The sequence below is a fragment of the Dactylosporangium sp. CA-233914 genome (assembly GCF_050942935.1).
Taxonomy (GTDB): Bacteria; Actinomycetota; Actinomycetes; order Mycobacteriales; family Micromonosporaceae; genus Dactylosporangium.
Genome location: NZ_CP192030.1, coordinates 12,044,796 through 12,070,376, shown reverse-complemented (window position 1 = coordinate 12,070,376; position 25,581 = coordinate 12,044,796). Strand labels below are relative to the sequence as shown.

The window sequence follows — 25,581 nt, the reverse complement described above, 5'->3', positions numbered from 1 at the left end:
GACGCTCCCGGCTCCTTCCCGACCACAGTGACCAGAGTGTGGCAGGGGGTGCGGGTGGGCGGAGCCCTCCGCTGGGGAGGGAGCGCAGCGACCGCGAAGGACAGCATATGCAGCAGCGCACCAGGCCCGGCGGGCGCGGTGCGGGCCCGCGCGGCTCGTCCCCCCGGGGCCAGAACGGGAGCCCCCGCGGGACCCAGCGGGCCGGCGGACGCGCGCCCTCGCGCCCGATGCTCGCCCGGCGGGCCGTCGCCACCGGCGGCGCGGCGCTTCGCACCCGGGCGCCCCAGCCGCGCCGGTTCACCAGCCGGGCGGTCCTGCTGAGCCTGGTGCTCCTGGTGCTGCTGCTCGCCTATGCCTACCCGGTGCGGGTGTATCTCGCCCAGCAGGCCGAGATCCAGGCGCTGGAGGCGAGCCAGCAGCTGCAGGCCGCCAAGGTCGCCGACATGGAGGCGCGGGCGAGGAAGTGGGACGACCCGGAATACGTGATCTCCCAGGCCCGCCAGCGGCTGCACATGGTGCTGCCCGGCGAGAAGCCCTACATCGTCGTCGACCCGGCCAACCGCACGGAGACCGACCCCGCGGAGCTGCCGGGCGCGCCGAAGCCGCCCCGGCCGTGGTACGGCAAGCTCTGGTCGAGCGTCGAGGCGGCGGACAAACAGTGACCGAGTTCAGCAAGGCCACCGACGAGGACCTCGCGGTGGTCGCGGCCCAGCTCGGCCGGACCCCGCGCGGCACCCGGGCGGTCGCGCACCGCTGCCCGTGCGGCCTGCCCGACGTCGTGGAGACCACGCCCCGGCTGCCCGACGGCACGCCGTTCCCGACGCTGTTCTACCTCACCTGCCCCCGCGCGGTGCACGAGTGCAGCCGGCTCGAGTCGTCCGGCCTGATGCGCGAGATGGGTGCCCGTCTCGCGCAGGACCCCGAGCTCGCCGCGGCCTACCAGCGCGCGCACGAGGACTACCTGCGTCGCCGCGAGGCGGTCGGGCACGTCGAGGAGATCGACGGGGTGTCCGCGGGTGGCATGCCGACCCGGGTGAAGTGCCTGCACGTGCACCTCGGCCACGCGCTGGCCGTCGGCCCGGGGGTCAACCCGTTCGGCGACGAGACCGCCGAGCTCGCGGGGGAGTGGTGGAAGCAGGGGCCCTGCGTGTCACTCGATGCTGGTGACGACTGAGCGCAGGATCTCGTAGCCCTCGGCGTCGTCCTGGGTGCCGGTGTGCGGGCGGCGGAAGCGGCGCACCTCGACCGCGACGTCCGCGAGCGCCCAGCGCAGCTGGAACAGCATGATCGTCGACGGGCGGACCAGCACGCCCGTGGCCTCGGCGTAGGCCGCGAAGATCGACCCGTCGCCGGGCTCGATCAGCCACAGGTCCCGCTCCGGCGGCGAGATCAGCACGGTGTCCCAGTCGATGAGCCGCCACCCGGTCGGCGTGCGCATGGTGTTGCCCGAGTGCGGCTCGCCGTGCGTGAGCACCGCCCGGACCGGCTCGGCCCGGCTGCTCAGCACCAGCTCGTCGTAGCGGGCCAGCACCTTCTCCAGCTGGCGGCGGTGCGCGGCGAGCAGGTCGGCGGCGGGCACCGCGTAGGGCCCGCACTCCTCGCCCGGGCGGCGCAGCGCCGCCTCGACCTCGTCGCGGTAGGGCACCGCGAAGTCGTCGGCCCGGGCGTGGCGCCGCGCGATCGGCGGCGCGGTGTGCAGCCGGATGATCATGTCGAGCGTCGCCTGCCGGTGCGCCGGGCCGGTGAAGGCGTTCCACTCGAAGCTGGCGCCGTCGACGAAGGGGTACACCGCGATGGTGAACGGCCCGCTGCGGACCGTGCCGGCGCTGCTCAGTGTCGGCACGGGGGCGACGACGAAGGAGTGGCCCGTCGCGTGGAGGTCGGCCGCCACCCGCAGCGAGGCGTCGAGCTTGCCCGGGTCGGCCGGCTCGTCGACGGTGACGAACCAGCGGGACCCCGCGGTGTCGACGAGCTCCCAGTGATGGCTGCCGAAGCCGACCGGCCGGTAGGCGAGCGACTTGACCGGAATGCCCCACTCCTGGGCCAGGAGCGCCCCGAGCGTCTTCTCGGGAAGCCCGGTCGGTGGGGTGAGCACCACGACAAGGTACGTCAGTATCCCGCCGCGGGCAGGACTGGACGGCGATCACATTCAAACAGTCAGATTTTTGACGATTATCTGGTCTCAGCAAGGCGTTCCGTTGACCAGGCAGCCGGTCGGCGGGCCCGCCGGTCCCTTGGCCTCGAAGCCCATCCGGATCGTGCCGCCCGCGTCCAGGTAGGTGTTGTACGACTGCGAGCGCAGCACCAGCAGTCCCGGCTGCAGATCCGCCTTGGCGCCCCACGTCGAGGTGACGTCCACCTCCCTGGGCAGCTCGAGCTGCACCGTCCAGCCCATCAGCGGCTGGCTGCCCAGGTTGGTCAGCGTCACCTCGGCGTTGAAGCCGTCCTTCCACTTGCTGCGCACCGCGTAGGCCGCCTTCACCGACCCGGCCTTCGCGACGCCGCTGGGCCGGGCGGAGGCGGCCGGGGGGTGCGGGTCGCCGGTGGTGGCCACGGGTTTCGTCGGCGGCGGGCCGGGCTCGCCCTTCGTCACGTACAGGGCCGTCATCGTCCCGGCCGCCACCGTCATCACCGCCGTGGTGACCATCAGCACCCGGTCGCGTGTCAGATGCCACATCCGCGCGCCACTACCCTTACGTCAGGGAGGTAACCGTTCCATGGAGGTAACCGTCCGGCGGGCGCGCACCGCCGACGTGCGGGGGATCCGGCGGCTGGTCGCGATGTACGTCGCGGATCGCCGGCTGCTGTCCAAGCCCACCGTCGCGCTCTACGAGGCCATCCCGGAGTTCTGGGTGGCCGAGCGGCGAAGCGACGGCACGATCGTCGGCTGCGGCGCGCTGCACGTCATGTGGGAGGACCTCGCCGAGGTGCGCACGGTCGCGGTCGACCCGCTGCTGCGCGGCCACAAGATCGGGCACCGGATCGTGGCCGAGCTGCTCGACGCAGCGCGCGAGATCGGCGTGCGCCGGGTGTTCGTCCTGACCTTCGAGACCCGCTTCTTCGGCTCGTTCGGCTTCGTGCCGATCGACGGCACCCCGGTCACCCACCAGGTCTACGAGGAGCTGCTGCGCTCCTACGACGAGGGTGTCGCCGAGTTCCTCGACCTGGAGCGGGTCAAGCCCAACACCCTGGGCAACCACCGCATGCTGCTGCATTTGTAGGCTCTCAGGTGTGAAGCGCGTGGCGGCCATTGACTGCGGGACGAACTCCGTCCGACTCCTGATTGCCGATGTTTCGGATTCTTCGGAAATCTCGGTATCTTCGGAAATTTCGGACGTCACCCGGCAGATGCGGATCGTCCGGCTGGGCGAGGGCGTCGACCGGACCGGTCGGCTGTCCCCGGCGGCGATCGAGCGCACCCGGCTCGCCCTGGCGGACTATGCCGCGGACATCGCCCAGGCCGGCGTCGACGCGGCCCGCATGGTGGCCACCAGCGCCTCCCGCGACGCCGAGAACGCCGCCGACTTCCGCGCCATGGTGCTCGACACGCTCGGCTTCGCGCCCGAGGTGATCACCGGCGACGAGGAGGCCCGGCTGTCCTTCGCCGGGGCCGTGCGCGGCCTCACCGCCGAGCCGCCGTTCCTGGTCGTGGACATCGGGGGCGGGTCCACGGAGTTCGTCGTGGGGGAGAGCGACGTCGACGCCGCCATCAGCGTCGACATCGGCTGCGTGCGGATGACCGAGCGGCACCTGCGGGCCGACCCGCCGACCCCGGAGCAGGTCGAGGCGGCCGAGGCCGACATCGCCGCCGCCGTGGACCGGGCCCTGGCCGCGGTCGACGGCACCCGGGCGGCCACCCTGGTCGGGCTGGCCGGCTCGGTGACGACGGTGGCAGCGCTGGCGCTGGGGCTGCCGGAGTACGACCCGAAGCGCATCCACCGGGCCCGGATCGGCGCGCAGGACGTCGCCAAGGTGACCGCCGACCTGCTCGCCAAGACCGCCGCCCAGCGGCTGGAGCACCCGGTCATGCACCCCGGCCGCGCTGACGTCATCGGCGCGGGGGCGCTGATCCTCCGCGTGATCGTCGAGCGCTCCGGCGCGGATTCGGTCATCGCGTCCGAGTCGGACATCCTCGACGGAATCGCCCTGTCGTTGCAGTGAACTCACCGATAGCAGCCCCTGTGCAGGCCCGCCCGCCGACGCGTTGCTGGGCGGCGTACGGCACCCACCTGCTGATCCGTGCGCCGAAGGCGCCGCTCGTCGCGGTGATCGCGCCACCACGCTGACGGACGCGCCCGCGGTTGGTTGCGATCGAGGCGCGCAAGCACATGCCCACCATGCCCGACGCGTTCCTTCAGCAAGGAGTTTCGGCGACCGAACGATTGCGTCGTTCTTGCTGACCTGCCCTGAGTTCGCTCGCCGCGACGAACCCCGCAAGCTGCGCCGGGCCCGGAAGCGAACTTCCTACGGACTTGAGGACCTCGACTCCGCCAACCCGAAGGTCTCGCCCCGAACAGGTGAGCACGCTGCATGACCGGGACTGGTCGTTGCCGGGCAGCCGATCCGCCTGATCGGCGACTCCGGCGCCGACCAGTCGCACCTGCTCATTTTGTGAAACGCCGATCGTTGCCGTCATTGTGCGGGTGCGAGTCGGAGGTCGGCCCGCAGCCGCCGCTCACGTCGGCCCCGGCCAGGCCCAGCGTTGCGGCAGTGCCCGCCCTCGCCCTCGTCGGCCGGGGTTACGCCGGCCGACGCTCCAACTCCGCGACCCGCGACGCCAGCGTTTCGCCGCCACCCGCAGTTCGGCGTTCTCGACGTCCCGGCCTGCCGCAACGCCTTGATCTCGGCATCCCCGGCAGCCAGCAACTCCCGCAACCGCGCCTTCGCGCGGCGGGGCTGCTCAACTGGCTCCGCCGCAGGCGCGTCGGATTCAATCCATGACCACCCGGTCAGCGCGGCGTGGGATCGTCCGTAGTCGATCCCACGCCGCTGAGTTTGTTGCTACTGGCCCGGGTCAACGGATTTCCTCGGACTGATGGCGGCATATCCCGGATTGATTGGGCTGGTGTCACAGGTGGCTTGGACCCGATATTGGCCATCGCCTACCAGAATGTGCCGCTTGGCCTGCCGTTAGCCCGAGAAGTGTTGCGAGGCGCTGATCAGGTAGTGCGCTCCGCCGATGCCGGCGGAGCAGTCGGCGATGCTGTTGCCCCCGCCGGGCGACCTCTTCGGGCCGATTGCGACGTACACCGGATTCAGTGCACTTGTTCCGCAACTGGCTTGCGTCCAGTACAGTCCGGTGCCGGCGGCGCAGGCGCCGTAGGCGAATCCGTTCTGCCCCGTATTCGCGTAGAAGTAGCAGTCTGAGGGCTGCGCGAATGCCGGCTCGGCCGACACCGCCAGCCCCGCCAGGGCGGTTGTCGCCACAACCGTTGCGGCGAGGAAGCGCTTTCGGGCAGTGCTCATCCCATCCCCTTTTGGGCTTGGTTTGACAATGGACGCCATGTTTGGCCGAAATTGATATTTGGCCGGAGGAGTCCGAGCCGTCACGTGCCGACCGCGGCTAGAACCTGCGGCCGTATCCGTCAGACGCGCATCGGCATTTAAGTCTGTGCCGAGGACGCGATGCGCGACTTTGCAATGTCTTGCTCCCCGTAAATTCTGTTCCTCGCGTTGCGTCGGCGCGTGAGTACGGTATCTGCGATCATCATTAATGTCAATACATCGATGTCTAATTAGTTCATTTTTGTAGGGAATGCTGGCTTGTGTGAGGTTTCGGGAGTGATCCGGAACGGGTCCGCCATCCCTCTCCGCCATCCGAAACGGACAATTGGCGAACCGGGGTCCGGCTGCCGGTCATCCCTTCGCCGTCGGCGGGGCGGCATGGAGCGTTACGGCCCTGACCAGGCGGGGTCAATCAAGTGGGGTCGGCCGCGCTGCCGGGGCGGGGCTCGGGCATACCGTGATCTCGCGCCGGGGCTGGGGGCTCACGCGGATTGGGCCAGGCAGCGGATGAGCCCGTCGCGTAGTCCGTAGAAGACCAGGGTGAGCCGTTCGCGGGCGGCGGCGACGTTGGCGATGTTGTTGCCGCGTCGTTCGTCGATGCGAGCCGGGTCCGCGCGATGGACCCGGCGCGCACGCAAACGCCGTGGCCCTGAAGCCGTGGGCACCTCGCCGGCGGCCCACCTCACCCTCAGGGCGGCGGCGCACTAATGCACCGCCGCGTCCGGCCCAGGATTGCCAACCCGGCGATCGTGCCCGCTCATCGGCGGTCACCACCTGCACGGTGGCTCGTCGGTGTCGGTGGCGACCCGACCATGGTCAGACGGTGAAGGCCCGGCAGCCGCGCCACATCACTGCCCGTGCCCGTAGCCGATCATCTTGCTTCGACAACAGATCGCCCAGAGCGACGGGCATCCTCACCCTGGGCGGTGGACTGTGTCCGGCCGACTGGCTTGCGCGCCGGCTCACCACCGCCACAATGTGAGACCGGTCAGTCGTGGTGTCTGTCGAGTTTGTGTCAGGACTCAGCCGTCGGGGAGGTGCGGGTATGGGCAGGTCTCACCCGGTCCGGCGGACCTCGGCTCGGGACTGCTCCCGGGGCTCGGCGTCGTCGCGCGACCACCACCAGCCATAGGTAAGTACGCCGTCACTCGGCATCGTGATGATGATCTTGGCTAGCAGGGCGCCCTCGTAGGCGTTGAACACGCCCGGCTCGCTCTGCACGAATCGGGTCACACCGGGCAGCTCAAGGCACGTGACGTGCAGTTCCAGCCGGCCGGCCTCACTCGCGGTGAGGATCGTGTGCTCGACGTGCTGCAGTCCCTTGCTGTCGCTGACCGCCTCGTAGTCCAGCGTGATGGCGTTCCCGCGCACCACGGAGGTCACCTTGATGCGGGCGACGAAGGGGCCGGACTCGAGCCCGTCGCCGCGTCCCCGATACACGCCGGGGGCTGCGGCGAGTCGTTTCAACAGATCGGTCACGGCGCACACCGTAGTACGAGCACGCTCGGTGGTGCGCGTATTGGCCCTCTACCGCTATCGTGAGCCGTCTCCAGTGGGCCAGAGGCCGGTTTTCCAAGCTCAACCGTCCTTTTGCCCGTTAGGGTGATCTTTGCGGCATACCCCGGAAGGAAACGCATGTCTGATCAGTACCCGCCGCCCGGCAGCTACCCGCCTCCCGGTGGCGGGGGATACCCGCCGCCCGGCGGTGACCAGCCTCCGTACGGGCCGCCGTCGTCCGGTGTGCCGTACGGGTCGCCCTCCTCTGGCGCGCCCTACGACCAGCCGCCGGCGTACGGCGCTCCCGGCGCTCCGTTCGGTGCCCCGCCGCCGCCTCCGAAGAAGAGCAGCGCCGGCAAGATCATTTTGATCATCGTGAGTGTCATCCTGGTGCTGGCCCTCCTGTGCTGCGGCGGCATCTTCCTGTTCGCCCGGAGCACCTGGAACGACATCGTCGACAGTGTGAACTCCGACCCGTCGAACGCCAAGGTGGGCGACTGCCTGGCCGGTGACTCGATCACCGACGAGGCGTCCAAGGACGTCAGCGTGAAGATCGTCAAGTGCGACGACGCGACCGCGAAGTACAAGGTCGTGGGCATCAAGGGCGGCGTCCCGAAGACGGAGGCCCTCAAGGAGAAGCCCACCGTCTGTGACGACTTCACCGACGCGAAGTACGTGCTGTGGCAGGGCGCCAACGACAGTAGCGGTGACGCCCTCTGCCTCGACGACAAGTAAGACCTCGGCAACACCTCGCGAGGCGGTCCGCTCCGGGCGGGCCGCCTTTTGCGTGTTCATGGTGCTGCGTGCTTGATAGTACTGCGCATTGCACACTACTCTGCTTGCCGTGGACACCACCCAGCTGCTCAAGGGGGTGCTCGACCTGGCCGTGCTCGCCGTGCTGCGGGACGAGGACGGATACGGGTACGACATCCTGCGCCGGTTGCGCGCGGCCGGCCTCGACGACGTCGGGGACGCGTCGGTGTACGGCACCCTCCGCCGGCTCTTCCAGGCCGGCGCGCTCACCACCTACGTGGTGCCCAGCGAGTCCGGGCCCCACCGCAAGTACTACGCGCTCAACGCCGCGGGCCGGGCCCAGCTCGCCCAGTCCGGCAAGGTCTGGCACGGCTTCGCGCAGACCATGCACCGGCTCATCGGGGAGGAAGCCGCATGAGCGGTACGGAGCGAAGCGGAGTGGCCGCTCATAGGGGTTCAGGGGTTTCAGGCCTGGACCGGAGCGAAGCGGAGGGGCTGGCATGAGCGGTACGGAGCGAAGCGGAGTGGTCGCTCATCAGGAGCTCAGGGGTTTCAGGCCTGGACCGGAGCGAAGCGGAGGGGCTGGCATGAGCGGTACGGAGCGAAGCGGAGTGGTCGCTCATCAGGAGCTCAGGGGTTTCAGGCCTGCACCGGAGCGAAGCGGAGGGGCTGGCATGACCGCGCCGAGTAGCAGCAGTCTGGAGATCGACTACTACCTGGAGCGCGTCCGGGAGGCGCTCGCGGACCTGCCCGAGGACGTGCGTGACGACCTCGTGGAGGATCTGCCCGCGCACCTCGCCGAGGTGCTGCAGGAGCAGGGCGGCCCGCTGGTCGAGCGGCTCGGCCCGCCCGCCGCCTACGCCGCCGAGCTGCGCGCCGCCGCCGGGGTCGAGACCCGCTCCGCCGCCGCCCGCCGGTCCCGGATCGACCTGGACAAGTGGCGCGCCCGGCTGCGCACCGCCGACGAGAAGACCGGCCGGGTGCTGGGCTACGAGCGGGCCACGGACTTCCTGCGGCTGCTGCGCCCGGCCTGGTGGGTCGTGCGCGGGATCACGATCGTGGTAGTGATCTTCGCGCTGGACATCGTCCCGATCGACCGCATCGACGACCCGATCGGCTGGGCGTTCATGGCGATCGCCGTGGTGGCCTCGGTGCGCCTCGGCGCCACCGGCCGGCCCAACCTGCACCGGTTCGTCGGCTACGGGATCACCGGGGTCGCCCTGATCGGGGCGCTGATCCTCGCGACCAACCTCGACGGGATCGTCTACCGGTTCACCGGCACGAACACCTACACCCCCGTGCCCTACAACCCGTATTCGGACGTCGTGGACGTCTACCCCGTCGACCAGGACGGCCGGCCGCTGGAGCACGTCACGCTGTACGACCAGGACGGCAACCCGATCTCCCTCGGCGACGCCTGGCGCTGCTCCTCCTCGATGAACCAGGAGCCGCCGTCCACGCCCAGCTACCCGCTGTGCCCGCTGGGTCGTACCAAGCCGACAGCAACGCCCTCCGTCGAGCCGGCGGTGCAAGGTTCGGCCTCACCCTCCGTGCAGGCGTCGCCGTCACCCTCCGGCTAACGTTCGACGGGTGGAAGACGCGCTCGACCGGCTCGATCGGGAGATCTCCGAGTGCCGCCGCTGCCCCCGGCTGGTGGCGTGGCGGGAGGAGGTCGCGGTCACCAAGCGGGCGGCGTTCCGTGACGAGGAGTACTGGGGGCGCCCGGTGCCCGGCTTCGGCCCGCACCGGGCGCCCATCGCCATCCTCGGGCTGGCCCCGGCCGCCCACGGCGGCAACCGCACCGGCCGGATCTTCACCGGCGACCGCTCCGGCGACGTGCTCTTCGCCGCCCTGCACCGCGCGGGCCTGGCCAACCAGCCCACCAGCACGTCCCGTGACGACGGGCTCACGCTGACGGCGACCCGGATCTTCGCCGCCGTGCGCTGCGCCCCGCCCGACAACAAGCCCACCCCGCTCGAGCGGGACACGTGCGCGCCGTTCCTGCACCGCGAGCTGCGCGAGATCGCGCCGGACCTGCGCGTCGTCATCGCCCTCGGCGCATTCGCCTGGGCCGCCTTCTGGCCCGCGGTGCGCGCCGTCTACGGTGTAGCACCGGCACGGAAGGTGCCGTTCGGCCACGGCGTGCTGTGGCAGGCCGAGGGTGCCCCCGCGTTGCTCGGTTGTTACCACGTTAGCCAGCAGAACACCTTTACCGGTCGGCTCACGCCAGGAATGCTTGACGAGATTCTCGCCCGGGCGAAGCAACTCGCCGGGCTTTCATAGAGCGACGGGATGCCAGTGGAGGCCAGGGACCGCACCTTCAGCCGCTGGTGGCCGGTGCTGGGCGTGATCGCGGTGCTGATCGTCGCCGGGCTCGCGGCGTCGATGTCCTCGCCCGAGATCACCAGGGTCCCGGTGCCAACGCCCGCGGTGACGACGGACACGCCGACCCCCACGCCGACCCCGCAGGCCCCGAAGGCCGAATTGCCGCCCGCGCCCGGCAACGAGGACGGCGGCGGGCCGGCGGACTGGTTCCTGCAGGCGATGACGGTCCTGTGCGGACTGCTGATCGCGGTCCTGGTCGGCGGCCTGGTCTGGTTCATGCTGCGCAACCGCACCGTCGCGCAGAAGCCGCGCGTCTACGTCGAGCCGGAGCGGCCCCGCCCGATGACCGCGGCCACCGCCGGCGAGGAGGTCATGGCCGCGGTCGAGGCCGGGCTGGTCGAGCTCAGCGACACCGACACCGACCCGCGCCGGGCGGTGATCGCCTGCTGGGTGCGCCTGGAGCGCGCCGCCGCGGCCGCCGGCACCCCGCGCCTGGTCGGCGACAGCCCGACCGAGCTCGTCACCCGCCTGCTCGGCGAGCATCGGGTGAGCCGCCCGACGCTGGAGGGGTTCGCCGAGGTCTACCGCGAGGCCCGCTACGCCACCCACCCGGTCGGCGAGCGCTCCCGCCAGGATGCCATCGCGGCCCTGCGGCAGATCCGCTCCGAGCTCTCCGGCGTCGAGATCGGAGGTGAGCGCGGTGCCCCGTGAGGAGCAGGTGGTCGGCCTCGACGAGCTCTTCGACGGCGGCCGGCCGGTGCCCCGCCGCGAGCAGCCCCCGCGCCCGGCCCGCCGCCCGTCGCGGCCGTTCGACTGGCGCTGGTGGGTGCGCCGGCTCTTCGTCGCCGTGGCGCTGACCACGGTCGGCTTCGGGATCCTGTACTTCGTGGGATACGTGGTGTCGTATCCGCTGCTCCTGCTCACCATCGTCGCGATCCAGGTGCTGCGCGAGATGCTGCAGCAGGTGCGCGCCGAGGAACTGCCGGCCACGGTCACCGGGGCCGGCCTGGAGCCGACCGGTGCCCGCCCGCGGGACCCCGCCCGCGACAGCAACCCGACCCGCCGGGAGCTGCGCGACGCGATCCCGTCCGGTGACGGCATCCTGCTGGCCGTGGCCAAGTGGGACGACCGCTTCGTGTGGGGCGAGCGCGACCCGGGCCGCTTCGCCGCCGTCGTCGTGCCCCGCTTCACCGACCTCGTTGACGCCCGGCTGCGCCAGCGGCACGGCATCACGCTTTCGGGCAACCCCGAGCAGGCCCGCCGCCTGGTCGGGGAGGACCTGTGGAAGCTGCTGCACTACACACCGTCCCGCGTGCCCAGCCCGCAGGACATAGCATCGATCGTCGCAAAGGTGGAGGCGCTATGAAGACGCTCGCACCGGCCGAGGTGGGCCGGATCGCCAAGGTGGTCCTGGACCAGGTCGGCACGGTGGTCGTCGGCAAGCGCGACTCGCTGGAGCTGGTCTTCGCCGGCATCCTGGCCGGCGGCCACGTGCTGCTGGAGGACCTGCCGGGCCTGGGCAAGACGCTCACCGCGCGCTCGTTCGCCCAGGTGCTCGGCATCGGCTTCCGGCGCCTGCAGTTCACCCCGGACCTGCTGCCGGCCGACGTGACCGGGTCGTTCCTCTACGACCAGCGCAACCACGAGTTCTCGTTCCGGGCCGGGCCGGTCTTCACCAACCTGCTGCTCGCCGACGAGATCAACCGCACGCCGCCGAAGACACAGTCGGCGCTGCTGGAGGCGATGCAGGAGCGGCAGGTCTCCGTCGAGGGTGCCACCTACCGGCTCGACGCCCCCTTCCACGTGCTGGCCACCGCCAACCCGATCGAGTACGAGGGCACGTATCCGCTGCCCGAGGCCCAGCTCGACCGGTTCCTGCTGCGGGTGTCGTTCGGCTACCCCGAGGCCGACGAGGAGTGGGACGTGCTGCGGCGCCGGATGTCGCGGCGGCGCGAGGAGGCCAACCTCGAGCCCGTCGTCGACTCCGAGACGCTGCTGGCGATGCAGGGCGCGCTCGAGGACGTCGCGGTGGAGGACTCGATCGGGCGGTACATCGTCTCCCTGACCGCCGCCACCCGCGTCCACCCGCACGTGCTCGTCGGCGCCTCCCCGCGCGGCTCGCTCGCCCTGCTGCTGCTCTCCCGCGCCTCGGCGGCGCTCAGCGGGCGCGACTACGTGGTGCCGGAGGACGTCAAGGCGGTCGCCGTCCCGGCCCTGGCCCACCGTATCTCGCTGCGGCCGGAGATGTGGCTCAAGCGCATCGACCCGCGCTCGGTCGTCGGCGAGGTGCTCGCCCAGACGCCCGCGCCGGCCAGCGGGGCGCTGCCGACCTACGGCGGAAGGCGTGGCTGAGCGGGGCGGTCCCCGGTCCCACGCGCGGGCGTTCGAGCCGACCCGGGCGCTGGGCCGGGCCGTGCTGGTCGTCGGCGTGCTCGTGCTCGTCGCCGTGCTCATCGGCCGCTTCGACCTCGTCGTGCTCGCCGTGCCCTTCGCGGTCGGCACCGCCGTGTCGCTGGTGCGCCGCCCCCGCCGCACGCCCACCGTCGAGGTGGTCGCGGCCGAGCCGTTCCTCGTCGAGGGCGCCGACCTCGGCGTCACGATCAACGTCGGCAACCCCAACCCCAACGGGTTCGACCTGGTCGTGGTCCGCTCGGTCGTACCCCGCTGGGTCCGCCTGAAGCACAGCGACCGCCCCTACGCGGTGAACGTCGAGGCCGTCACGATCGCCGGCGTCGAGCTGGAGGGCCGGATCCTGCGCTGGGGCCGCCACCCGCTCGGCCCGGTGACCGCGCACGCGATCGCCTCCGACGGGCTGCTCATCAGCCGGGCGATGCAGACCCCGCCGCTGCCGCTCAAGGCGTATCCGGCGACCGAACACTTCGACGCGGCCGAGGCGATGCCCCGCGCGGCCGGGCACGTCGGCGGCCACCGCTCCCGGCGCACCGGCGAGGGCGGTGAGCTCGCCGGCGTGCGCCGCTTCGGCCCCGGCGACCGCCTGCGCCGCATCGACTGGCGGGTGTCGCTGCGCACCCGCGAGATCCACGTGGTGAGCACCCTGTCCGACCGCGACGCCGAGGTCGTCGTCCTGCTCGACGCGCTGCACGAGGCGGGGCGCTCCGGCGGCATCGACGGACGCGCCTCGGTGCTGGACATCACCGTGCGCGCCGCGGCCGGCATCGCCGAGCACTACCTGCACCGCGGCGACCGGGTGGCGCTGCTGCAGTACGGCGGGGCGGTCCGGCACCTGCGCGCGGCCAGCGGCCGCCGCCACTACATGACGGCGCTGGAGTTCCTGCTCGACGTCGCCCCCGGCGAGGAGTCCGACGAGCCGCCGCCGTCGTCGTTCGGCCCGCACATGATCCAGGGCAACGCGCTGGTGATGGTGCTCACCCCGCTGCTGGACGTGCGCTCGGCCGCGATGCTGGCCAACCTCGCCCGCGCCGGGCGGTTCGTGGTCGCCGTCGACACCCTCGCCGACCCGGTCCTGCGCGTGCGCGCGACCGGCAAGTGGGGCGACGTCGCCCAGCGCATGTGGCGCCTGGAGCGCGAGGCCATCATCGGCCAGCTGCGCGAGCACGGCGTGCCGGTCGTCGCCTGGGGCGGCGCCGGCAGCCTCGACGAGGTCCTGCAGGGGGTGGCCCGCGTGGCGGTGGGGCGGACGGTGACGACCTGATGCTGGAAGACCTGCAGGACTACCTGGCCGGCCGGGCCGGCCGGATGCGCGACAAGGCCGAGCGAGCCGCGGCCGGCCCGCTGCTGGTCCGGGCCGGGATCACCGTCTTCGCGGCGCTGAGCCTGGTGCTCGCCTTCCCGGCCGAGGTGATCCGCAACGTCGCCGCCCTCGCGCTGGCCGGGATCGTGGCCCTGCTGCCGGCGCTGTTCCCGCGCACGCGCCTGGTCGGCCTGGCGATCTTCGCCTGCGCGTTCGGGTGGCTGATCGGCACGCTGCTGTACGGCGAGCCGATCTCGATCCCCCGCCTGATCGGGCTGTCGACGGCGCTGTACCTCATGCACAGCCTGGCCGCGCTCGCCGCCGTGCTGCCCTACGACGCCGTGGTCTCCCCGGGCGTGCTCGTCGGCTGGCTGCTGCGGGCCGTCGCCGTGGTCGCGGCCAGCGCCCTGACCAGCGTCGTCATGATGGCGGTCGTCAAGGCGACGCTCGGCCCTGTGTTCCTCGTCGCATCCCTCGTGGGCGTCGTCGCGGCCGGCGCGCTGGGCTATCTGATCGCCCGGCGCACCTGAGAGATTTCGGGCGGGCTTCGGGCTGATGAACGGCGAGATCGACCGAAGTCGGTTCGCTGTGGCGGTCGTTACAGCCCTGGTAATGCGGGTTACATTGTCCGCGACCCGGCTGAGCGCGCGCCGGTCGCGCTCCTAGCTTGGATTCGTGGCTGCGAAGCGAATCCTGATCGTCGGGGCCGGGCACGTCGGGCTCTATGCCGCCCTGCGCCTGTCCAAGAAGCTCAACCCGCACGAGGCTGAGGTCACCGTGGTCGACCCCCAGCCCCACATGACCTACCAGCCGTTCCTGCCCGAGTCGGCGGCCGGCAACATCTCGCCCCGGCACAGCGTCGTCCCGCTGCGCCGTGAGCTCAAGCGCTGCCACGTGCTCTCGGGCACCGTGACCAGCATCGAGCACGCGCGGAAGGTGGCGATCGTCCAGCCGATCATCGGCCCGGCGCGCGAGGTGCCGTACGACCACATCGTCGTCGCGCCCGGCTCGGTCTCGCGGACGCTGCCGATCCCGGGCCTGCGCGAGCAGGCGGTCGGCTTCAAGACCATCGGCGAGGCGGTCTTCCTGCGCAACAGCGTGCTCGACCGGCTCGACGTCGCGGCGACCACGACCGACCCGGCCACCCGGCGGCGCGCGCTCGCGTTCGTCTTCGTCGGCGGCGGCTACGCGGGCGTCGAGGCCCTGGCCGAGATGGAGGACATGGTCCGCGGCGCGCTGCGGTACTACCCCGAGATTCCCCAGGACGAGGTCCGCTTCGTGCTCGTGGAGGCGGCCAACCGCATCCTGCCCGAGGTCGGGCCGGAGATGGGCGCCTACACCGCGGTGCAGCTGACGCGGCGCGGCATCGACATCCGCCTCGGCACGCGGCTGGAGTCGTGCGTCGACGGCCTGGTGAAGCTCTCCGACGGTGACGCCTTCGAGGCCGACACCATCGTGTGGACCGCGGGCGTCAAGCCGCACCCGATGCTGGAGGACACCGACCTGCCCCGCAACCCGCGCGGCGCGATCACGTGCAAGCCGACGCTGCAGGTCCTCGACGCCGACGGCAACGTGGTCGAGGGCGCCTGGAGCGCGGGCGACTGCGCCGCCGTGCCCGACCTCACCTCGGCCGACCCCGGCGCGCTGTGCTCGCCCAGCGCGCAGCACGCGGTGCGGCAGGCCTCCCGGCTCGCCGACAACATCGCCGCGGTGGTCCGGGGCCGCACGCCCGTCGACTACCGGCACAAGCACGTGGGCTCGGTCGCCGGCCTCGGGCTCTACAAGGGGGCCGCGCGGGTGTACGGCATCAAGGTCCGGGGCGTTCCGGCGTGGTTCATGCACCGGACGTACCACCTGAGCCGTATCCCCACCCTGAACCGCAAGATCCGGGTCCTGGTCGACTGGACCCTGCAGCTGGTGCTGCGCCGCGAGGTCGTCGCGCTGGGCTCCCTGCACGAGCCGCGGGAGGCCTTCACCGAGGTGGCGGTCCCGATTCCGCTCCCGGTGCGCACCGAGTCCGCCAAGCGCGCGGCCTAACCTCTGGCCCGCCAGACCCAGACGCCGGCGACGTGCTCGCCCGGTCCCAGCAGGGCGTCGAGGGTGCTCTTGAGCGCCTCGGCGCCCGGCTGGCCGTCGGCGAGCACGAAGCAGGCGGCACGCCAGTAGGCGATGTCCCGGCGCAGCGCGATGCGGTCCGCGTCGGTGAGCGCCGGCGCGGTGCCGCTCGCGGCCGTGCGGTGCAGCAGCTGCGCGGTCGGGCGCGGGTAGATGCCGACGGCGGCGCGGCCCTCGTCGCCGTACGGGCCGATGAACCAGCCCTGCGGCGTGGCGAACGCCACATTGGTCGCCGCCGCCCAGCGCACCGCCGTCGGGTCGTGCGCGTCGGGCAGCGGCACCGGCACGATCGTGCCGTCGTGCGGGGCGAAGCCGCGCCAGTACCCGTCGGTGAAGAACTGCGGCACGGGCGCGCGCTCGGCCGTGGGCAGCGGCATCGGCGCCAGCGGGACGAGTGCGGCCACCACCGCGACCGGCACGAGCAGGCCGAGCGTCTCGGTCTGGGTGAGCGCCGCGTGTACGACCTGGGCCAGCACGAACGCCAGCAGCGGCACGGCGGCCAGGGCGAAGCGGGCCGGCTGCACCCACTCGAAGACGGGCAGGTGGCGCAGCAGCGCGTAGGGCCCCCATTGCGCGGTCACGTCGTGGCCGACCACGACGTGCGGCCCGAGCGCGAGGGCGAACAGCACGATCGAGACCACCGTGCAGGCCACCACCGCCGGTCGCCGCCACATCCACAGCGTCGCGCCCAGGACTACGATGAGCACCGGGGCGCCGAAGAATGCGGTGTACTCCGCCGGGCCGCTCGCCAGCCGGGCCGCGCCGTCGCCGCCGGCCAGCGACAGTGGCGAGAGCGCCGCGAAGCTCTTCAGGTCGGCCGAGTGGAACTCCGGGTTGAACACCCCGCCGTGGGCGCTCTGCGGGCCGCGGAACTGGGCGGTGACGGGGTACGCCAGCAGCGCGCCCGCCACCAGCGCCGCGACGGCCAGCCCGCCGCCGAGCGACGGCAGGACGCGGCTCGGCACCGGCCGCGCGGTCGCGGCGTAGGCCAGGCCGAACAGCGTGAGCGTGACCGCGGCGAGGAACAGTACCTCCTCGCCGAGCAGGAACTGCCCGACGATCAGCAGGCCGAGCTTCGTGCCGTTTTTCACCGGATGGCCGTCGTTGACCATTTTTATGGCGAAATGGACGATGGGTGGGACCAGCCAGGCCGCGGTCATGTGGAGGTGACCGTTGGACTGGCTCACCATGCCGGGGGCGAAGCCGCAGAACACGCCGCCGACGAGCGCGGCCAGGCGGTGCAGGCCGGCGGTGCGGGCGAGGAGGAGGTACCACCCGGTGCCGTTGGCCGCGAGGTTGAGCCCGGTCGCCACCGCGAACGTCACCGGCGCCCCGAGCGCCAGGGTGAGCGGGGCGAGCAGCAGCCCCAGTCCGACGAGCGAGGCGTTGCCGAAGACGTTCACGCCGTCGGGGGCGTTCAGCGCGGTCGCCACGAGATGGAAGTCACCGCGGTAGGCGCGGGTCGCGTAGGCGAGGAACCACTCGTCGAGCGCCTGGTCGTTCGGGTTCAATTCGAGTGCGCGCCCGGCCGGGCTCGGCCACAATCCCTTGGTGACCAGGGCTCCGGCCAGGAGCATCGTCAGGCCGGCGGCCACGTCCTTAATCCATGATCGCCAAATGCGCAACGGCGGACCGGATGATGTTGGATGCTCAACCGGCGCAGTCCCCACCTCGTCGGTCTGTGGTGCGCTGGTCACCCGGATGACAGTAACGGCCAACCCCTTGTCGGTGTTGACGGTTCGTCGGACGGACTACCGTGAGACGCGGTTTCTATGCCCGGGTGGTGGAACGGCAGACACGGCCGCCTTAAAAGCGGCTGCCGCGAGGCGTGCGGGTTCGAACCCCGCCCCGGGCACGTTTCGCCGATATTTTTCCGCAGACCGCCACGTTGCACTGTACGGTGGCGGTTTCCTGCGCGCCTGCACGCGGTACCCTGGTCGTACACGTGAATGAGACGCCCATGGAGGCCGATCGTGCAGAGTTCCAACCCGGTGCTCACCCGCCTTGGCGAGGCGGCGCGGGCTTCCCGCTACGAGACCGGCGCCCCGTCGCGCGCCATGACCATGGACGACGTCGTCGTCCGCACCGTTGCCCTCCTCGCCGTCACCGGCATCGTCGGCGCGGGCGCATGGATCCTGCTGCCGGCGAGCAGCGGCCTGACCTTCTTCGCGGCCATCATGTCCAGCATCGCCGGACTGGTCCTCGGCCTCGTCATCTCGTTCCGCCGGATCACCAGCCCGGCCGTGATCGTCCCCTACGCGGTGCTGCAGGGCGTGGCCCTGGGCGTCTACAGCCGCGCCTTCGAGAGCTGGTATTCCGGGATCGTCCTGCAGGCCGTGGTCGCCACGTTCGGCATCTTCGCCGTGATGGCGGTCCTCTACAAGTTCCGCGTCCTGCGCGCGACCCCGCGCTTCACCAAGTTCGTGATCGGCGCCCTCATCGGCGTCATGGTCCTGGCCTTCGCCAACTGGCTCTTCTACCTCTTCGGCGTCAACCTGGGCCTGCGTGAGTACAGCACGAACGGCCAGGTCGGCTGGCTGCCGATCATCTTCAGCCTGGTCATTATCGGCGTCGGCGCCCTGACGTTCATCCTGGACTTCGACGCGATCGAGCAGGGCACGCGCTACGGCATGCCGGCGAAGTTCGCGTGGTACTGCAGCTTCGGCATCCTGGTCGGCCTGATCTTCCTGTACTACGAGATCCTGCGCCTGCTGAGCTACCTGCGACGCTGATGCCCACCCCCGACGACCCGCTCGACGCCCCCGTGCGCAAGCTGGTCGCCCAGGTATCGCACTGGACGCCGCCCCGATGGGCGGCGTCCGGTCCGTCGGGCGCCAGTCGCGCCGCCCTGCTGCACGATCTGGTGCAGTGGATGGCCGACCGGTGCGCGGAGGCGGAGGGCCGCCCGGCGCTGCCGGTGCCCCGCCTGGACAACGATCTGGCCCTGCCGGACCAGCTCCAGGTGGTGGCGGCCGACCTGCGCCGCTTCGCGCCGCTACCGGTCCAGGCGGCGGCCGCGGAGCGGGTGAGCGCCATCCGCGGCGCGTTCAGCTGACCCCGGTCAGGGTTCAGCTGACCCCGGTCAGGTGAGGTGCGCGAGCAGGTCCTGGCGCGTGATCACGCCCGCCGGCTTGCCGTCGATGAGCACCACCGCGGCGTCCGCCTTCTCCAGCAGCGCCACCGCCTCGCCGACCGGCTGCCCGCCGCCGATCATCGGCAGCGGGTCGGACATGTGCCGCTCCACCATGTCGTGCAGGTGGGCCTGGCCCGAGAAGAGCGCGTCGAGCAGGTCCCGCTCCGCGAGCGCCCCGGCGACCTCGCCGGTGACGACCGGCGGCTCGGCCTTGAGGACGGGCAGCTGGGAGACGCCGTACTCCCGCATGTAGTCGATCGCGTCCCGCACGGTCTCGTTGGGGTGGATGTGCACCATCCCGGGCATGCGCCCGTCCTTGCCGACCAGGACGTCGGCGACCGTCGGGGCCTGCTCGGCGGTGCGCAGGAAGCCGTAGCGGGCCATCCACTCGTCGTTGAAGATCTTGGAGAGGTAGCCGCGGCCACCGTCGGGGAGCAGGACGACCACCACGTCCTGCGGGCCGGCCTCGCGGGCGACCTTCAGCGCGGCGGCCACCGCCATGCCGCAGGAGCCGCCGACGAGCAGGCCCTCCTCGCGCGCCAGGCGGCGGGTGAGGTCGAAGGAGTCCTTGTCGGAGACCTCGACGATCTCGTCGCAGATCGTGCGGTCGTACGTCGTGGGCCAGAAGTCCTCGCCGACCCCCTCGACGAGGTAGGGGCGACCGCTTCCGCCGGAGTACACCGAACCCTCCGGATCGGCGCCGACGATCCGCACGCGGCCCTCGGAGGCCTCCTTGAGGTATCTTCCCGCGCCCGAGATGGTGCCGCCCGTGCCGACGCCCGCCACGAAGTGGGTGACGCGGCCCTCGGTCTGCTCCCAGACCTCGGGGCCGGTGGTCTCGTAGTGCGAGCGCGGGTTCGCGGGGTTGGCGTACTGATCGGGCTTCCACGCGCCGGGAATCTCGCGGGCCAGGCGGTCGGAGACGTTGTAATACGACCGCGGGTCCTCCGGCGCGACGGCCGTCGGGCAGACGACCACCTCGGCGCCGTAGGCCCGCAGGACGTTCTGCTTGTCCTCGCTCACCTTGTCCGGGCACACAAACACGCAGCGGTATCCCTTGAGCTGGGCCACCAGCGCCAGCCCGACGCCGGTGTTGCCGGAGGTCGGCTCGACGATGGTGCCGCCGGGCTTGAGCGCCCCGCTCTTCTCGGCCTCCTCGACCATCCGCAGTGCGATGCGGTCCTTCACGCTGCCGCCCGGGTTCAGATACTCGACCTTGGCCAGGACGGTGGCGGAGATGCCGGCGGTGACGTTGCGGAGCCGGACCAGGGGCGTGTTGCCCACCAACTCGACGACGTTGTCGTAGTAGCGCACTCCGCCAGCCTATCGGGGCCGGGGTGACTAGCGGACGACGTGCCCCGGAATGATCGTCTCCCGGCGCTTCTCCCACTCCAGGAAGCGCTCGAGCTCGTCCATGAGGGCACCCGCGAAGTAGCCGGCCACGGCCAGGTCGTCGACCAGGCCGAAGACCAGCAGGAACATCTCGGGCACGGCGTCGATGGGGGAGACGATGTACGCCCCGGCGACGGCCAGCATCGCCAGGCGCGTCCCGCCGTCGTACTCACCCTTGAACGTGGCCTTGACCATGCGGGGGATCGCGGCCAGCCGCCGGCCGATCCCCGGCGTGTCGGACTTGAACACGCGCAGCAGCGCGGTCCACGCCATCCGCCGTCGCAGTGCACTGTCCGCCATGGTGACCGCCCTCTCTTCGTTGCTACGAATGTAACGGTGCCCGTCACCATGCGCCGAGGTAAGAATTACGACATGGATCTCGATGAGGCCCGCGCCGTGATCGCGGAGCAGCACCAGGCCGTGCTGGCCACCCGCCGCGCGGACGGCGGCGTGCAGATGTCGCCGGTCGTGGCCGTGGTCGACGCCGAGGGCCGGGTGGTCATCAGCAGCCGCCTCCCGGCATTCAAGGTGCGCAACCTGCGGCGGGACCCCCGCGCGGCGCTGTGCGTCCTGCCCGGCGGCTTCTACGGCCGATGGGTGCAGGTCGAGGGCGAGGCGGAGATCGTACCCCCGTCGGAAAGCATCGAAGGTCTCCTCGACTACTACCGGCGCGCAACCGGAGGTGACCACCCCGACTGGGACGATTACCGGGCGGCGATGGTGCGGGAGGAGCGGGTTCTCATCCGCATCACGCTCGACCGCGCGGGGCCTGATCGGTCTGGATGAATCGGTCGGGATGAAGACGATCGGGTAGAGGACGAACCGCGGCGAACACCTGGAGGACGGGGATTAACCTCGGGTTCGCGAGGACCTTGGGGATGGAAGGCGGGGGCGGTGAAACTGCAGGCGAAGCGGATCGCGACGGCGGCGGTGGTCGGTGGCGGCGGGGTCGCGGGTGCGGGCGTTCTGTTCTACGGGCTGGTGCTCGGCCAGGCGCTGCTGGCCCGCAAGACCATTCCGCAGGTGATCAGCCCGCCCCCACGGGCTGACGGTGTCTTCGGCGCGCACTTCGACGGCGAGCCCGTCCGCCTGGTGGTGCTCGGGGACTCCTCCGCGGCCGGATACGGCGCCGAGGGCCCCAGCGAGACGTTCGCCGCCGCGGTGGCGGCGGGCCTGGCCGAGCAGTTGCGGCGTCCGGTGCGCATGCGGTGCCTCGCGGTCGTCGGCGCCGAGTCGAAGGGCCTCCCGCCGCAGGTCGAGGTGGCGCTGCGCCAGCGCCCCGACATCGCGGTGATCAGCATCGGCGGCAACGACGTCACGCACCGCGTGAGCATCCCCACGGCCGTGCGTCACCTGGTCCGCGCCGTGCGCACGCTGCGCCAGGCGGGCATCGAGGTCGTCGTGGGCACTTGCCCGGACCTGGGCACGATCCGCCCGATCCAGCCGCCGCTGCGCTGGCTGGCGCGGCGCTGGAGCCGCCAGATGGCCACCGCGCAGACGATCGCGGTCGTGGAGGCCGGCGGTCGCACGGTGTCCCTGGGTGACCTGCTCGGCGAGCTCTTCTACGCCGAGCCGGACCGCATGTTCAGCTTCGACCGCTTCCACCCGTCCGGCGCCGGCTATCTCGCCGCCGCCCAGGCGGTGCTGCCGACGGTCGTCGCCGCCCTGACCGAGCGCGAGGAGCCGGCGGTAGAGGCCCCCCGGGCCCTGGCCGCGGGCGAGGGTGTCCGCTCCCTGCCCCAGGCCGCGGTGGAGGCGGTGCACCGCCCCGGCACCGAGGTCAGCGCGGCTCAGGTCGCGGGCCGCGACCGGGGCCCGGCGGGCCGCTGGGCCCAGCTGCGTCGCCGCGTGTGGCACCGGCTGCCGCAGCAGTCCGCCCGCACCCCGGACCGCGCCGCGGAGCCGGCGTGATCCGCGCAACTGGCACGGGGCGTTCGCCGGCCGTTGTCGTAGGGTTTGGGATTCGTCCGGATTTGCACCTTGTTTGGGTGACCTGGCGCGTGATTCGATGGATGAGCCCGGAACGGAGGTGACGGCGTGAGTGTCGTCAAGCGCCTCGCCAAGCTCGCGACGGCCACGGTGATCGCGGGCACGGTCGGCGGGGCCGCCGTGATCGCCGCGCAGGCGGTCGCCGCCCGCACCCGCAACTACGCCAAGCCCGACCTGCGCCTGGCGATGCGCTCGTCGATCGGCGCCGCCGGCAAGCCCCCGATGCGCCTGGTGCTGCTGGGCGACGCCACGGCCCTGGGCGTCGGCGTGGACCGCGTGGCCGACACGGTGGGTGGCCAGCTGGCCGCTTTGCTGTCCGAGGGTTCGGCGGGCCGCCGGGTGGAGCTCTCGAGCGTCGCCGTGGCGGGCTCCCGCTCTCCCGACCTGGCCGCCCAGGTCGCCCGCGCCCTGGTCGGCCCGGCCCCGGACGTCGCCCTGATCCTGGTCGGGACCAACGACGTGATCCACCTGTCCGGGGCCGCCGACGCCGCCGAGCACCTGGCCACCGCGTGTGTCCGCCTGCGCGACGCCGGCATCGCGGTGGTCGTGGGGACCTGCCCCGACTTCGGCTCCCTGCGCGCCTTCGCCCCGCCCCTGCGCCAGCTGCTGGGCCTGCGCAGCCGGAGGGTGGCCCGCCTGCAGTCGGCCGCGGCCGGTGCCGCGGGTGCCGTGGTGGTCGACCTGGCCGCCCGGACCGGCGCGGTGTTCCGCGCCGATGAGGGGACCCTGTGTCACGACGGCTTCCACCCCTCGGCCGACGGCTATCGGGTCTGGGCCCACGCGCTGCTCCCCGCGGTCGAGGAGGCCGCCGCCGTGCGCCGCACCGCCTGAAATCAAGCACCCGCTGTGACAACTTTGGCGATCGGACGCAGGTAGGCGCCGGGTTACCTTTGGGTAGCATGCTGCGTATGCCGGAAGCTGTCATCGTCGCCACCGCCCGGTCCCCGATCGGCCGTGCCGTCAAGGGATCGCTGCGTGACCTCCGCCCCGACGATCTTGCCGCCACCATCGTCAGAACCGCGCTCGACAAGGTTCCGCAGCTCGACCCGCGCGAGATCGAGGACCTGTATCTCGGCTGCGGGCTGCCCGGCGGGGAGCAGGGATTCAACATGGCCCGGGTGGTCAGCACCCTGCTCGGGTTCGATCACCTGCCCGGCGCCACGACCACGCGATACTGTGCCTCGTCGCTGCAGACGACCCGCATGGCGTTCCACGCGATCAAGGCCGGCGAGGGGGACGTGTTCATCTCGGCGGGCGTGGAGTGCGTTTCGCGATTCGCGCGCGGGAACTCCGACACGCTTCCGCCCGACGCGCAGGCCCTCGTCGGCGGCCCCTGGCAGAACCCGGTGTTCGCCGACGCGTACGCGCGCACGAACAAGCGCGCCGAGGGCGGGGCCGAGACCTGGCACGACCCCCGCGAGGACGGCGAGCTTCCGGACATCTACATCGCCATGGGGCAGACGGCCGAGAACCTCGCCGAGGTCGAGGGCGTGACGCGGCAGGAGATGGACGAGTTCGGCGTGCGGTCCCAGAACCTCGCCGAGAAGGCCATCGAGAACGGCTTCTGGGCCCGCGAGATCACCCCGGTCACGACGCCGACCGGCGAGGTCGTGTCGCTCGACGACGGGCCGCGGCCGGGCGTGACGATGGAGGGCGTGGCCGGGCTCAAGCCGGTGTTCCGCCCCGACGGTCGCGTGACCGCCGGCAACTGCTGCGCGCTCAACGACGGCGCCGCGGCCGTGGTGATCATGAGCGATGTCAAGGCGCGCGAGCTCGGGATCACCCCGCTGGCCCGGATCGTCTCGACCGGGGTGACCGCGATGTCGCCGGAGATCATGGGGATCGGGCCGGTCGAGGCCTCGCGCAGCGCGCTCGAGCGGGCCGGGATGACCATCGACGACGTCGACCTGGTCGAGATCAACGAGGCGTTCGCGGCGCAGGTCATCCCGTCGTACCGCAAGCTGGGCCTGCCCATCGAGAAGCTCAACGTCAACGGCGGCGCGATCGCGGTCGGCCACCCGTTCGGCATGACCGGCGCGCGCATCACGGGCACGCTGATCAACTCGCTGAACTGGCACGACAAGTCGATCGGCCTGGAGACGATGTGCGTGGGTGGCGGTCAGGGCATGGCGATGGTCCTGGAGCGGCTGTCCTGAGACTTCCGCCGCGAAGCCCGGCGGCTGGAGTCGCCGGGCTTTCCCTCACTCCAGTGGCGTCGGTATCGCCACTACGTCGACCAGGGCGTCCTTGCGCAGCACCGTGATCGCCAGGCGGGCGCCGATCGCCGGGCCGAGCATCAGGCGCTGCACGTCCTGCACGCCGGTGATCGGCCGCCCGCCGGCGCTGAGGACCAGGTCGCCGACATACAGCCCGGCCAGGCCCGCCGGGCTGCCCGGCACCACCTCGGCCAGCCGCAGGCCGCGGGACTGGCCCAGGCGCTCGGCCAGCGGCCGGGGCAGCGGGACCGTGGCCCCCGCGACGCCGAGCCAGGCGCGGCGGACCCGGCCCGTGGACATCAGCTCCGACATGATGAGCCGGGTCGTGGAGTTGATCGGCACGGCGAGCCCCAGGCCGATCCCCGCCACCGCGGTGTTGACGCCGACCACCTGCCCGGCCGAGTTGGCCAGCGCGCCTCCGGAGTTGCCGGGATTGAGGGCCGCGTCGGTCTGGATCACGTCGTCGACGAGGCGGGTGTGGCGGCCGTCGCGGACCGGCAGCGAGCGGCCCAGGGCGGAGACCACGCCGGCGGTGACCGAGCCCGCCAGCCCCAGCGGGTTGCCCACCGCCACGACCAGCTGACCGATGCGCAGGTCATCGGCGTTGCCCAGGGTCGCGGGCGGCACGCCGGGCTCACGGATGCGTAGCACGGCCAGGTCGGCCAGGGGGTCGGCGCCGACCACGTCGAAGCGGGTCCGGGTGCCGTCGGTGAAGTCGGCCTCGCCGCCGTCGGCGCCGGCCACGACGTGGGCCGAGGTGAGGACGAAGCCGTCCGGGGTGTAGACGACGGCCGAGCCGGCCCCCTCGCCGCGGCGGCTGCGCACGGTCAGGCTGGCCACGCTCGGCAGCAGGGTGGCCGCCACGGTGGAGACGACCCGGCTGTACGCGTCGAGCGCGTCGAGTTCAGGGTCCATGACAATCCGAACGCCCAGCGACACCGGGC

General features: G+C 71.9%; 29 protein-coding genes and 1 tRNA gene. 21 read left to right on the top strand and 9 right to left on the bottom strand.

The window, feature by feature from the left end; all coding sequences use genetic code 11:
* The first annotated feature begins 107 nt into the window (after positions 1–107).
* Positions 108–662: an FtsB family cell division protein gene (locus ACQPY0_RS53860; RefSeq protein ID WP_432980030.1), complete on the top strand. Its 555-nt coding sequence runs from the start codon at positions 108–110 to the stop codon at positions 660–662.
* Positions 659–1,174, top strand: a complete 516-nt coding sequence (locus ACQPY0_RS53855) for a DUF501 domain-containing protein (RefSeq protein ID WP_432980027.1) — start codon at positions 659–661, stop codon at positions 1,172–1,174. The genes ACQPY0_RS53860 and ACQPY0_RS53855 overlap by 4 nt, the downstream gene beginning before the upstream one ends.
* On the opposite strand, the gene ACQPY0_RS53850 is transcribed toward ACQPY0_RS53855, so the two are convergent.
* On the bottom strand, positions 1,151–2,095 hold the full coding sequence (locus ACQPY0_RS53850; RefSeq protein ID WP_432980024.1) for a phosphotransferase: 945 nt from the start codon (positions 2,093–2,095) through the stop codon (positions 1,151–1,153). The genes ACQPY0_RS53855 and ACQPY0_RS53850 overlap by 24 nt on opposite strands.
* 87 nt (positions 2,096–2,182) lie before the next feature.
* A complete protein-coding gene (locus ACQPY0_RS53845; RefSeq protein ID WP_432980021.1) occupies positions 2,183–2,677 on the bottom strand; it encodes a cellulose binding domain-containing protein in 495 nt (164 codons plus the stop codon).
* 40 nt (positions 2,678–2,717) lie between these two features.
* Between ACQPY0_RS53845 and ACQPY0_RS53840 the strand changes: the two genes are divergently transcribed.
* Entirely contained in the window at positions 2,718–3,221 is a 504-nt protein-coding gene (locus tag ACQPY0_RS53840; RefSeq protein ID WP_432980018.1) for an amino-acid N-acetyltransferase, read from the top strand.
* A gap of 19 nt (positions 3,222–3,240) precedes the next feature.
* Entirely contained in the window at positions 3,241–4,161 is a 921-nt protein-coding gene (locus ACQPY0_RS53835; protein ID WP_432995810.1) for an exopolyphosphatase, read from the top strand.
* Positions 4,162–5,130: 969 nt separating this feature from the next.
* Here ACQPY0_RS53835 and ACQPY0_RS53830 read toward each other — a convergent pair.
* The 3 genes from ACQPY0_RS53830 to ACQPY0_RS53820 all read right to left on the bottom strand — a co-directional run bounded on the left by ACQPY0_RS53830 (position 5,131) and on the right by ACQPY0_RS53820 (position 6,984).
* A complete protein-coding gene (locus ACQPY0_RS53830) occupies positions 5,131–5,466 on the bottom strand; it encodes a hypothetical protein (protein ID WP_432980015.1) in 336 nt (111 codons plus the stop codon).
* A gap of 521 nt (positions 5,467–5,987) precedes the next feature.
* A complete protein-coding gene (locus ACQPY0_RS53825) occupies positions 5,988–6,143 on the bottom strand; it encodes a hypothetical protein (RefSeq protein ID WP_432980012.1) in 156 nt (51 codons plus the stop codon).
* A gap of 418 nt (positions 6,144–6,561) precedes the next feature.
* Entirely contained in the window at positions 6,562–6,984 is a 423-nt protein-coding gene (locus tag ACQPY0_RS53820; protein ID WP_345126066.1) for a hypothetical protein, read from the bottom strand.
* 156 nt (positions 6,985–7,140) lie between these two features.
* On the opposite strand from ACQPY0_RS53820, the gene ACQPY0_RS53815 reads away from it, so the two are divergent.
* The 10 genes from ACQPY0_RS53815 (at position 7,141) to ACQPY0_RS53770 (ending at position 15,829) form a co-directional block, all read left to right on the top strand.
* A complete protein-coding gene (locus tag ACQPY0_RS53815) occupies positions 7,141–7,737 on the top strand; it encodes an LppU/SCO3897 family protein (protein ID WP_432980009.1) in 597 nt (198 codons plus the stop codon).
* A gap of 109 nt (positions 7,738–7,846) precedes the next feature.
* Entirely contained in the window at positions 7,847–8,173 is a 327-nt protein-coding gene (locus ACQPY0_RS53810) for a PadR family transcriptional regulator (RefSeq protein WP_432980006.1), read from the top strand.
* Between the two features lie 256 nt (positions 8,174–8,429).
* On the top strand, positions 8,430–9,335 hold the full coding sequence (locus tag ACQPY0_RS53805) for an HAAS signaling domain-containing protein (RefSeq protein ID WP_432980003.1): 906 nt from the start codon (positions 8,430–8,432) through the stop codon (positions 9,333–9,335).
* 10 nt (positions 9,336–9,345) lie between these two features.
* Positions 9,346–10,038 carry a uracil-DNA glycosylase gene (locus ACQPY0_RS53800; RefSeq protein ID WP_432980000.1) on the top strand — a complete coding sequence of 231 codons (693 nt, stop codon included), beginning with the start codon at positions 9,346–9,348 and terminating at the stop codon, positions 10,036–10,038.
* Positions 10,039–10,047: 9 nt separating this feature from the next.
* Positions 10,048–10,791, top strand: coding sequence for a DUF4129 domain-containing protein (locus ACQPY0_RS53795; protein ID WP_432979997.1), 744 nt, complete (start codon positions 10,048–10,050; stop codon positions 10,789–10,791).
* A complete protein-coding gene (locus tag ACQPY0_RS53790; RefSeq protein WP_432979994.1) occupies positions 10,781–11,446 on the top strand; it encodes a hypothetical protein in 666 nt (221 codons plus the stop codon). The genes ACQPY0_RS53795 and ACQPY0_RS53790 overlap by 11 nt, the downstream gene beginning before the upstream one ends.
* Entirely contained in the window at positions 11,443–12,432 is a 990-nt protein-coding gene (locus ACQPY0_RS53785; RefSeq protein WP_432979991.1) for an AAA family ATPase, read from the top strand. Before ACQPY0_RS53790 ends, ACQPY0_RS53785 begins: the two co-directional genes overlap by 4 nt.
* Positions 12,425–13,753 (top strand): DUF58 domain-containing protein, encoded by a 1,329-nt coding sequence (locus ACQPY0_RS53780; RefSeq protein ID WP_432979988.1) that lies wholly within the window; start codon positions 12,425–12,427, stop codon positions 13,751–13,753. The genes ACQPY0_RS53785 and ACQPY0_RS53780 overlap by 8 nt, the downstream gene beginning before the upstream one ends.
* Entirely contained in the window at positions 13,753–14,322 is a 570-nt protein-coding gene (locus ACQPY0_RS53775; protein WP_432979985.1) for a hypothetical protein, read from the top strand. Before ACQPY0_RS53780 ends, ACQPY0_RS53775 begins: the two co-directional genes overlap by 1 nt.
* 145 nt (positions 14,323–14,467) lie before the next feature.
* Complete coding sequence (locus tag ACQPY0_RS53770; protein ID WP_432979982.1) at positions 14,468–15,829, top strand: NAD(P)/FAD-dependent oxidoreductase; 1,362 nt, start codon at positions 14,468–14,470, stop codon at positions 15,827–15,829.
* On the opposite strand, the gene ACQPY0_RS53765 is transcribed toward ACQPY0_RS53770, so the two are convergent.
* A complete protein-coding gene (locus ACQPY0_RS53765; RefSeq protein ID WP_432979979.1) occupies positions 15,826–17,502 on the bottom strand; it encodes a hypothetical protein in 1,677 nt (558 codons plus the stop codon). The genes ACQPY0_RS53770 and ACQPY0_RS53765 overlap by 4 nt on opposite strands.
* Positions 17,503–17,681: 179 nt before the next feature.
* Between ACQPY0_RS53765 and ACQPY0_RS53760 the strand changes: the two genes are divergently transcribed.
* From ACQPY0_RS53760 to ACQPY0_RS53750, 3 genes are all read left to right on the top strand, one after another.
* Positions 17,682–17,762: transfer RNA gene (locus tag ACQPY0_RS53760), tRNA-Leu, on the top strand.
* Positions 17,763–17,880: 118 nt separating this feature from the next.
* Positions 17,881–18,639, top strand: a complete 759-nt coding sequence (locus ACQPY0_RS53755) for a Bax inhibitor-1/YccA family protein (protein ID WP_432979976.1) — start codon at positions 17,881–17,883, stop codon at positions 18,637–18,639.
* Positions 18,639–18,962 carry a hypothetical protein gene (locus tag ACQPY0_RS53750; protein ID WP_432979973.1) on the top strand — a complete coding sequence of 108 codons (324 nt, stop codon included), beginning with the start codon at positions 18,639–18,641 and terminating at the stop codon, positions 18,960–18,962. The genes ACQPY0_RS53755 and ACQPY0_RS53750 overlap by 1 nt, the downstream gene beginning before the upstream one ends.
* 27 nt (positions 18,963–18,989) lie before the next feature.
* Here the strand turns inward: ACQPY0_RS53750 and ACQPY0_RS53745 are convergent, their stop codons facing one another.
* Both ACQPY0_RS53745 and ACQPY0_RS53740 read right to left on the bottom strand, forming a co-directional pair.
* On the bottom strand, positions 18,990–20,354 hold the full coding sequence (locus tag ACQPY0_RS53745) for a cystathionine beta-synthase (RefSeq protein WP_432979970.1): 1,365 nt from the start codon (positions 20,352–20,354) through the stop codon (positions 18,990–18,992).
* Positions 20,355–20,381: 27 nt separating this feature from the next.
* Positions 20,382–20,732, bottom strand: a complete 351-nt coding sequence (locus ACQPY0_RS53740) for a YkvA family protein (RefSeq protein ID WP_432979967.1) — start codon at positions 20,730–20,732, stop codon at positions 20,382–20,384.
* 72 nt (positions 20,733–20,804) lie between these two features.
* Between ACQPY0_RS53740 and ACQPY0_RS53735 the strand changes: the two genes are divergently transcribed.
* From ACQPY0_RS53735 to ACQPY0_RS53720, 4 genes are all read left to right on the top strand, one after another.
* Positions 20,805–21,218 (top strand): PPOX class F420-dependent oxidoreductase, encoded by a 414-nt coding sequence (locus ACQPY0_RS53735; RefSeq protein WP_432979964.1) that lies wholly within the window; start codon positions 20,805–20,807, stop codon positions 21,216–21,218.
* A gap of 108 nt (positions 21,219–21,326) precedes the next feature.
* Entirely contained in the window at positions 21,327–22,343 is a 1,017-nt protein-coding gene (locus ACQPY0_RS53730) for an SGNH/GDSL hydrolase family protein (RefSeq protein ID WP_432979961.1), read from the top strand.
* Between the two features lie 126 nt (positions 22,344–22,469).
* On the top strand, positions 22,470–23,252 hold the full coding sequence (locus tag ACQPY0_RS53725) for an SGNH/GDSL hydrolase family protein (protein WP_432979958.1): 783 nt from the start codon (positions 22,470–22,472) through the stop codon (positions 23,250–23,252).
* A 77-nt stretch (positions 23,253–23,329) separates the two neighbouring features.
* The gene (locus ACQPY0_RS53720; RefSeq protein ID WP_432979955.1) at positions 23,330–24,577 is read left to right on the top strand and encodes an acetyl-CoA C-acetyltransferase; all 1,248 of its coding nucleotides are present in this window, start codon (positions 23,330–23,332) and stop codon (positions 24,575–24,577) included.
* Positions 24,578–24,622: 45 nt separating this feature from the next.
* On the opposite strand, the gene ACQPY0_RS53715 is transcribed toward ACQPY0_RS53720, so the two are convergent.
* The gene (locus tag ACQPY0_RS53715) at positions 24,623–25,552 is read right to left on the bottom strand and encodes a S1C family serine protease (protein ID WP_432979952.1); all 930 of its coding nucleotides are present in this window, start codon (positions 25,550–25,552) and stop codon (positions 24,623–24,625) included.
* Between the last annotated feature and the right edge of the window lie 29 nt (positions 25,553–25,581).

What these genes read in the sequence shown, in the direction of transcription:
- ACQPY0_RS53860 (WP_432980030.1), top strand. Translation starts at nt 108, where the DNA reads ATGCAGCAGCGCACCAGGCCCGGCGGGCGCGGTGCGGGCCCGCGCGGC.
- ACQPY0_RS53805 (WP_432980003.1), top strand. Translation starts at nt 8,430, where the DNA reads ATGACCGCGCCGAGTAGCAGCAGTCTGGAGATCGACTACTACCTGGAG.
- ACQPY0_RS53830 (WP_432980015.1), bottom strand. Translation starts at nt 5,466, where the DNA reads ATGAGCACTGCCCGAAAGCGCTTCCTCGCCGCAACGGTTGTGGCGACA.
- ACQPY0_RS53720 (WP_432979955.1), top strand. Translation starts at nt 23,330, where the DNA reads ATGCCGGAAGCTGTCATCGTCGCCACCGCCCGGTCCCCGATCGGCCGT.
- ACQPY0_RS53845 (WP_432980021.1), bottom strand. Translation starts at nt 2,677, where the DNA reads ATGTGGCATCTGACACGCGACCGGGTGCTGATGGTCACCACGGCGGTG.
- ACQPY0_RS53735 (WP_432979964.1), top strand. Translation starts at nt 20,805, where the DNA reads ATGGATCTCGATGAGGCCCGCGCCGTGATCGCGGAGCAGCACCAGGCC.
- ACQPY0_RS53795 (WP_432979997.1), top strand. Translation starts at nt 10,048, where the DNA reads ATGCCAGTGGAGGCCAGGGACCGCACCTTCAGCCGCTGGTGGCCGGTG.
- ACQPY0_RS53785 (WP_432979991.1), top strand. Translation starts at nt 11,443, where the DNA reads ATGAAGACGCTCGCACCGGCCGAGGTGGGCCGGATCGCCAAGGTGGTC.
- ACQPY0_RS53775 (WP_432979985.1), top strand. Translation starts at nt 13,753, where the DNA reads ATGCTGGAAGACCTGCAGGACTACCTGGCCGGCCGGGCCGGCCGGATG.
- ACQPY0_RS53750 (WP_432979973.1), top strand. Translation starts at nt 18,639, where the DNA reads ATGCCCACCCCCGACGACCCGCTCGACGCCCCCGTGCGCAAGCTGGTC.
- ACQPY0_RS53740 (WP_432979967.1), bottom strand. Translation starts at nt 20,732, where the DNA reads ATGGCGGACAGTGCACTGCGACGGCGGATGGCGTGGACCGCGCTGCTG.
- ACQPY0_RS53815 (WP_432980009.1), top strand. Translation starts at nt 7,141, where the DNA reads ATGTCTGATCAGTACCCGCCGCCCGGCAGCTACCCGCCTCCCGGTGGC.
- ACQPY0_RS53715 (WP_432979952.1), bottom strand. Translation starts at nt 25,552, where the DNA reads ATGGACCCTGAACTCGACGCGCTCGACGCGTACAGCCGGGTCGTCTCC.
- ACQPY0_RS53840 (WP_432980018.1), top strand. Translation starts at nt 2,718, where the DNA reads ATGGAGGTAACCGTCCGGCGGGCGCGCACCGCCGACGTGCGGGGGATC.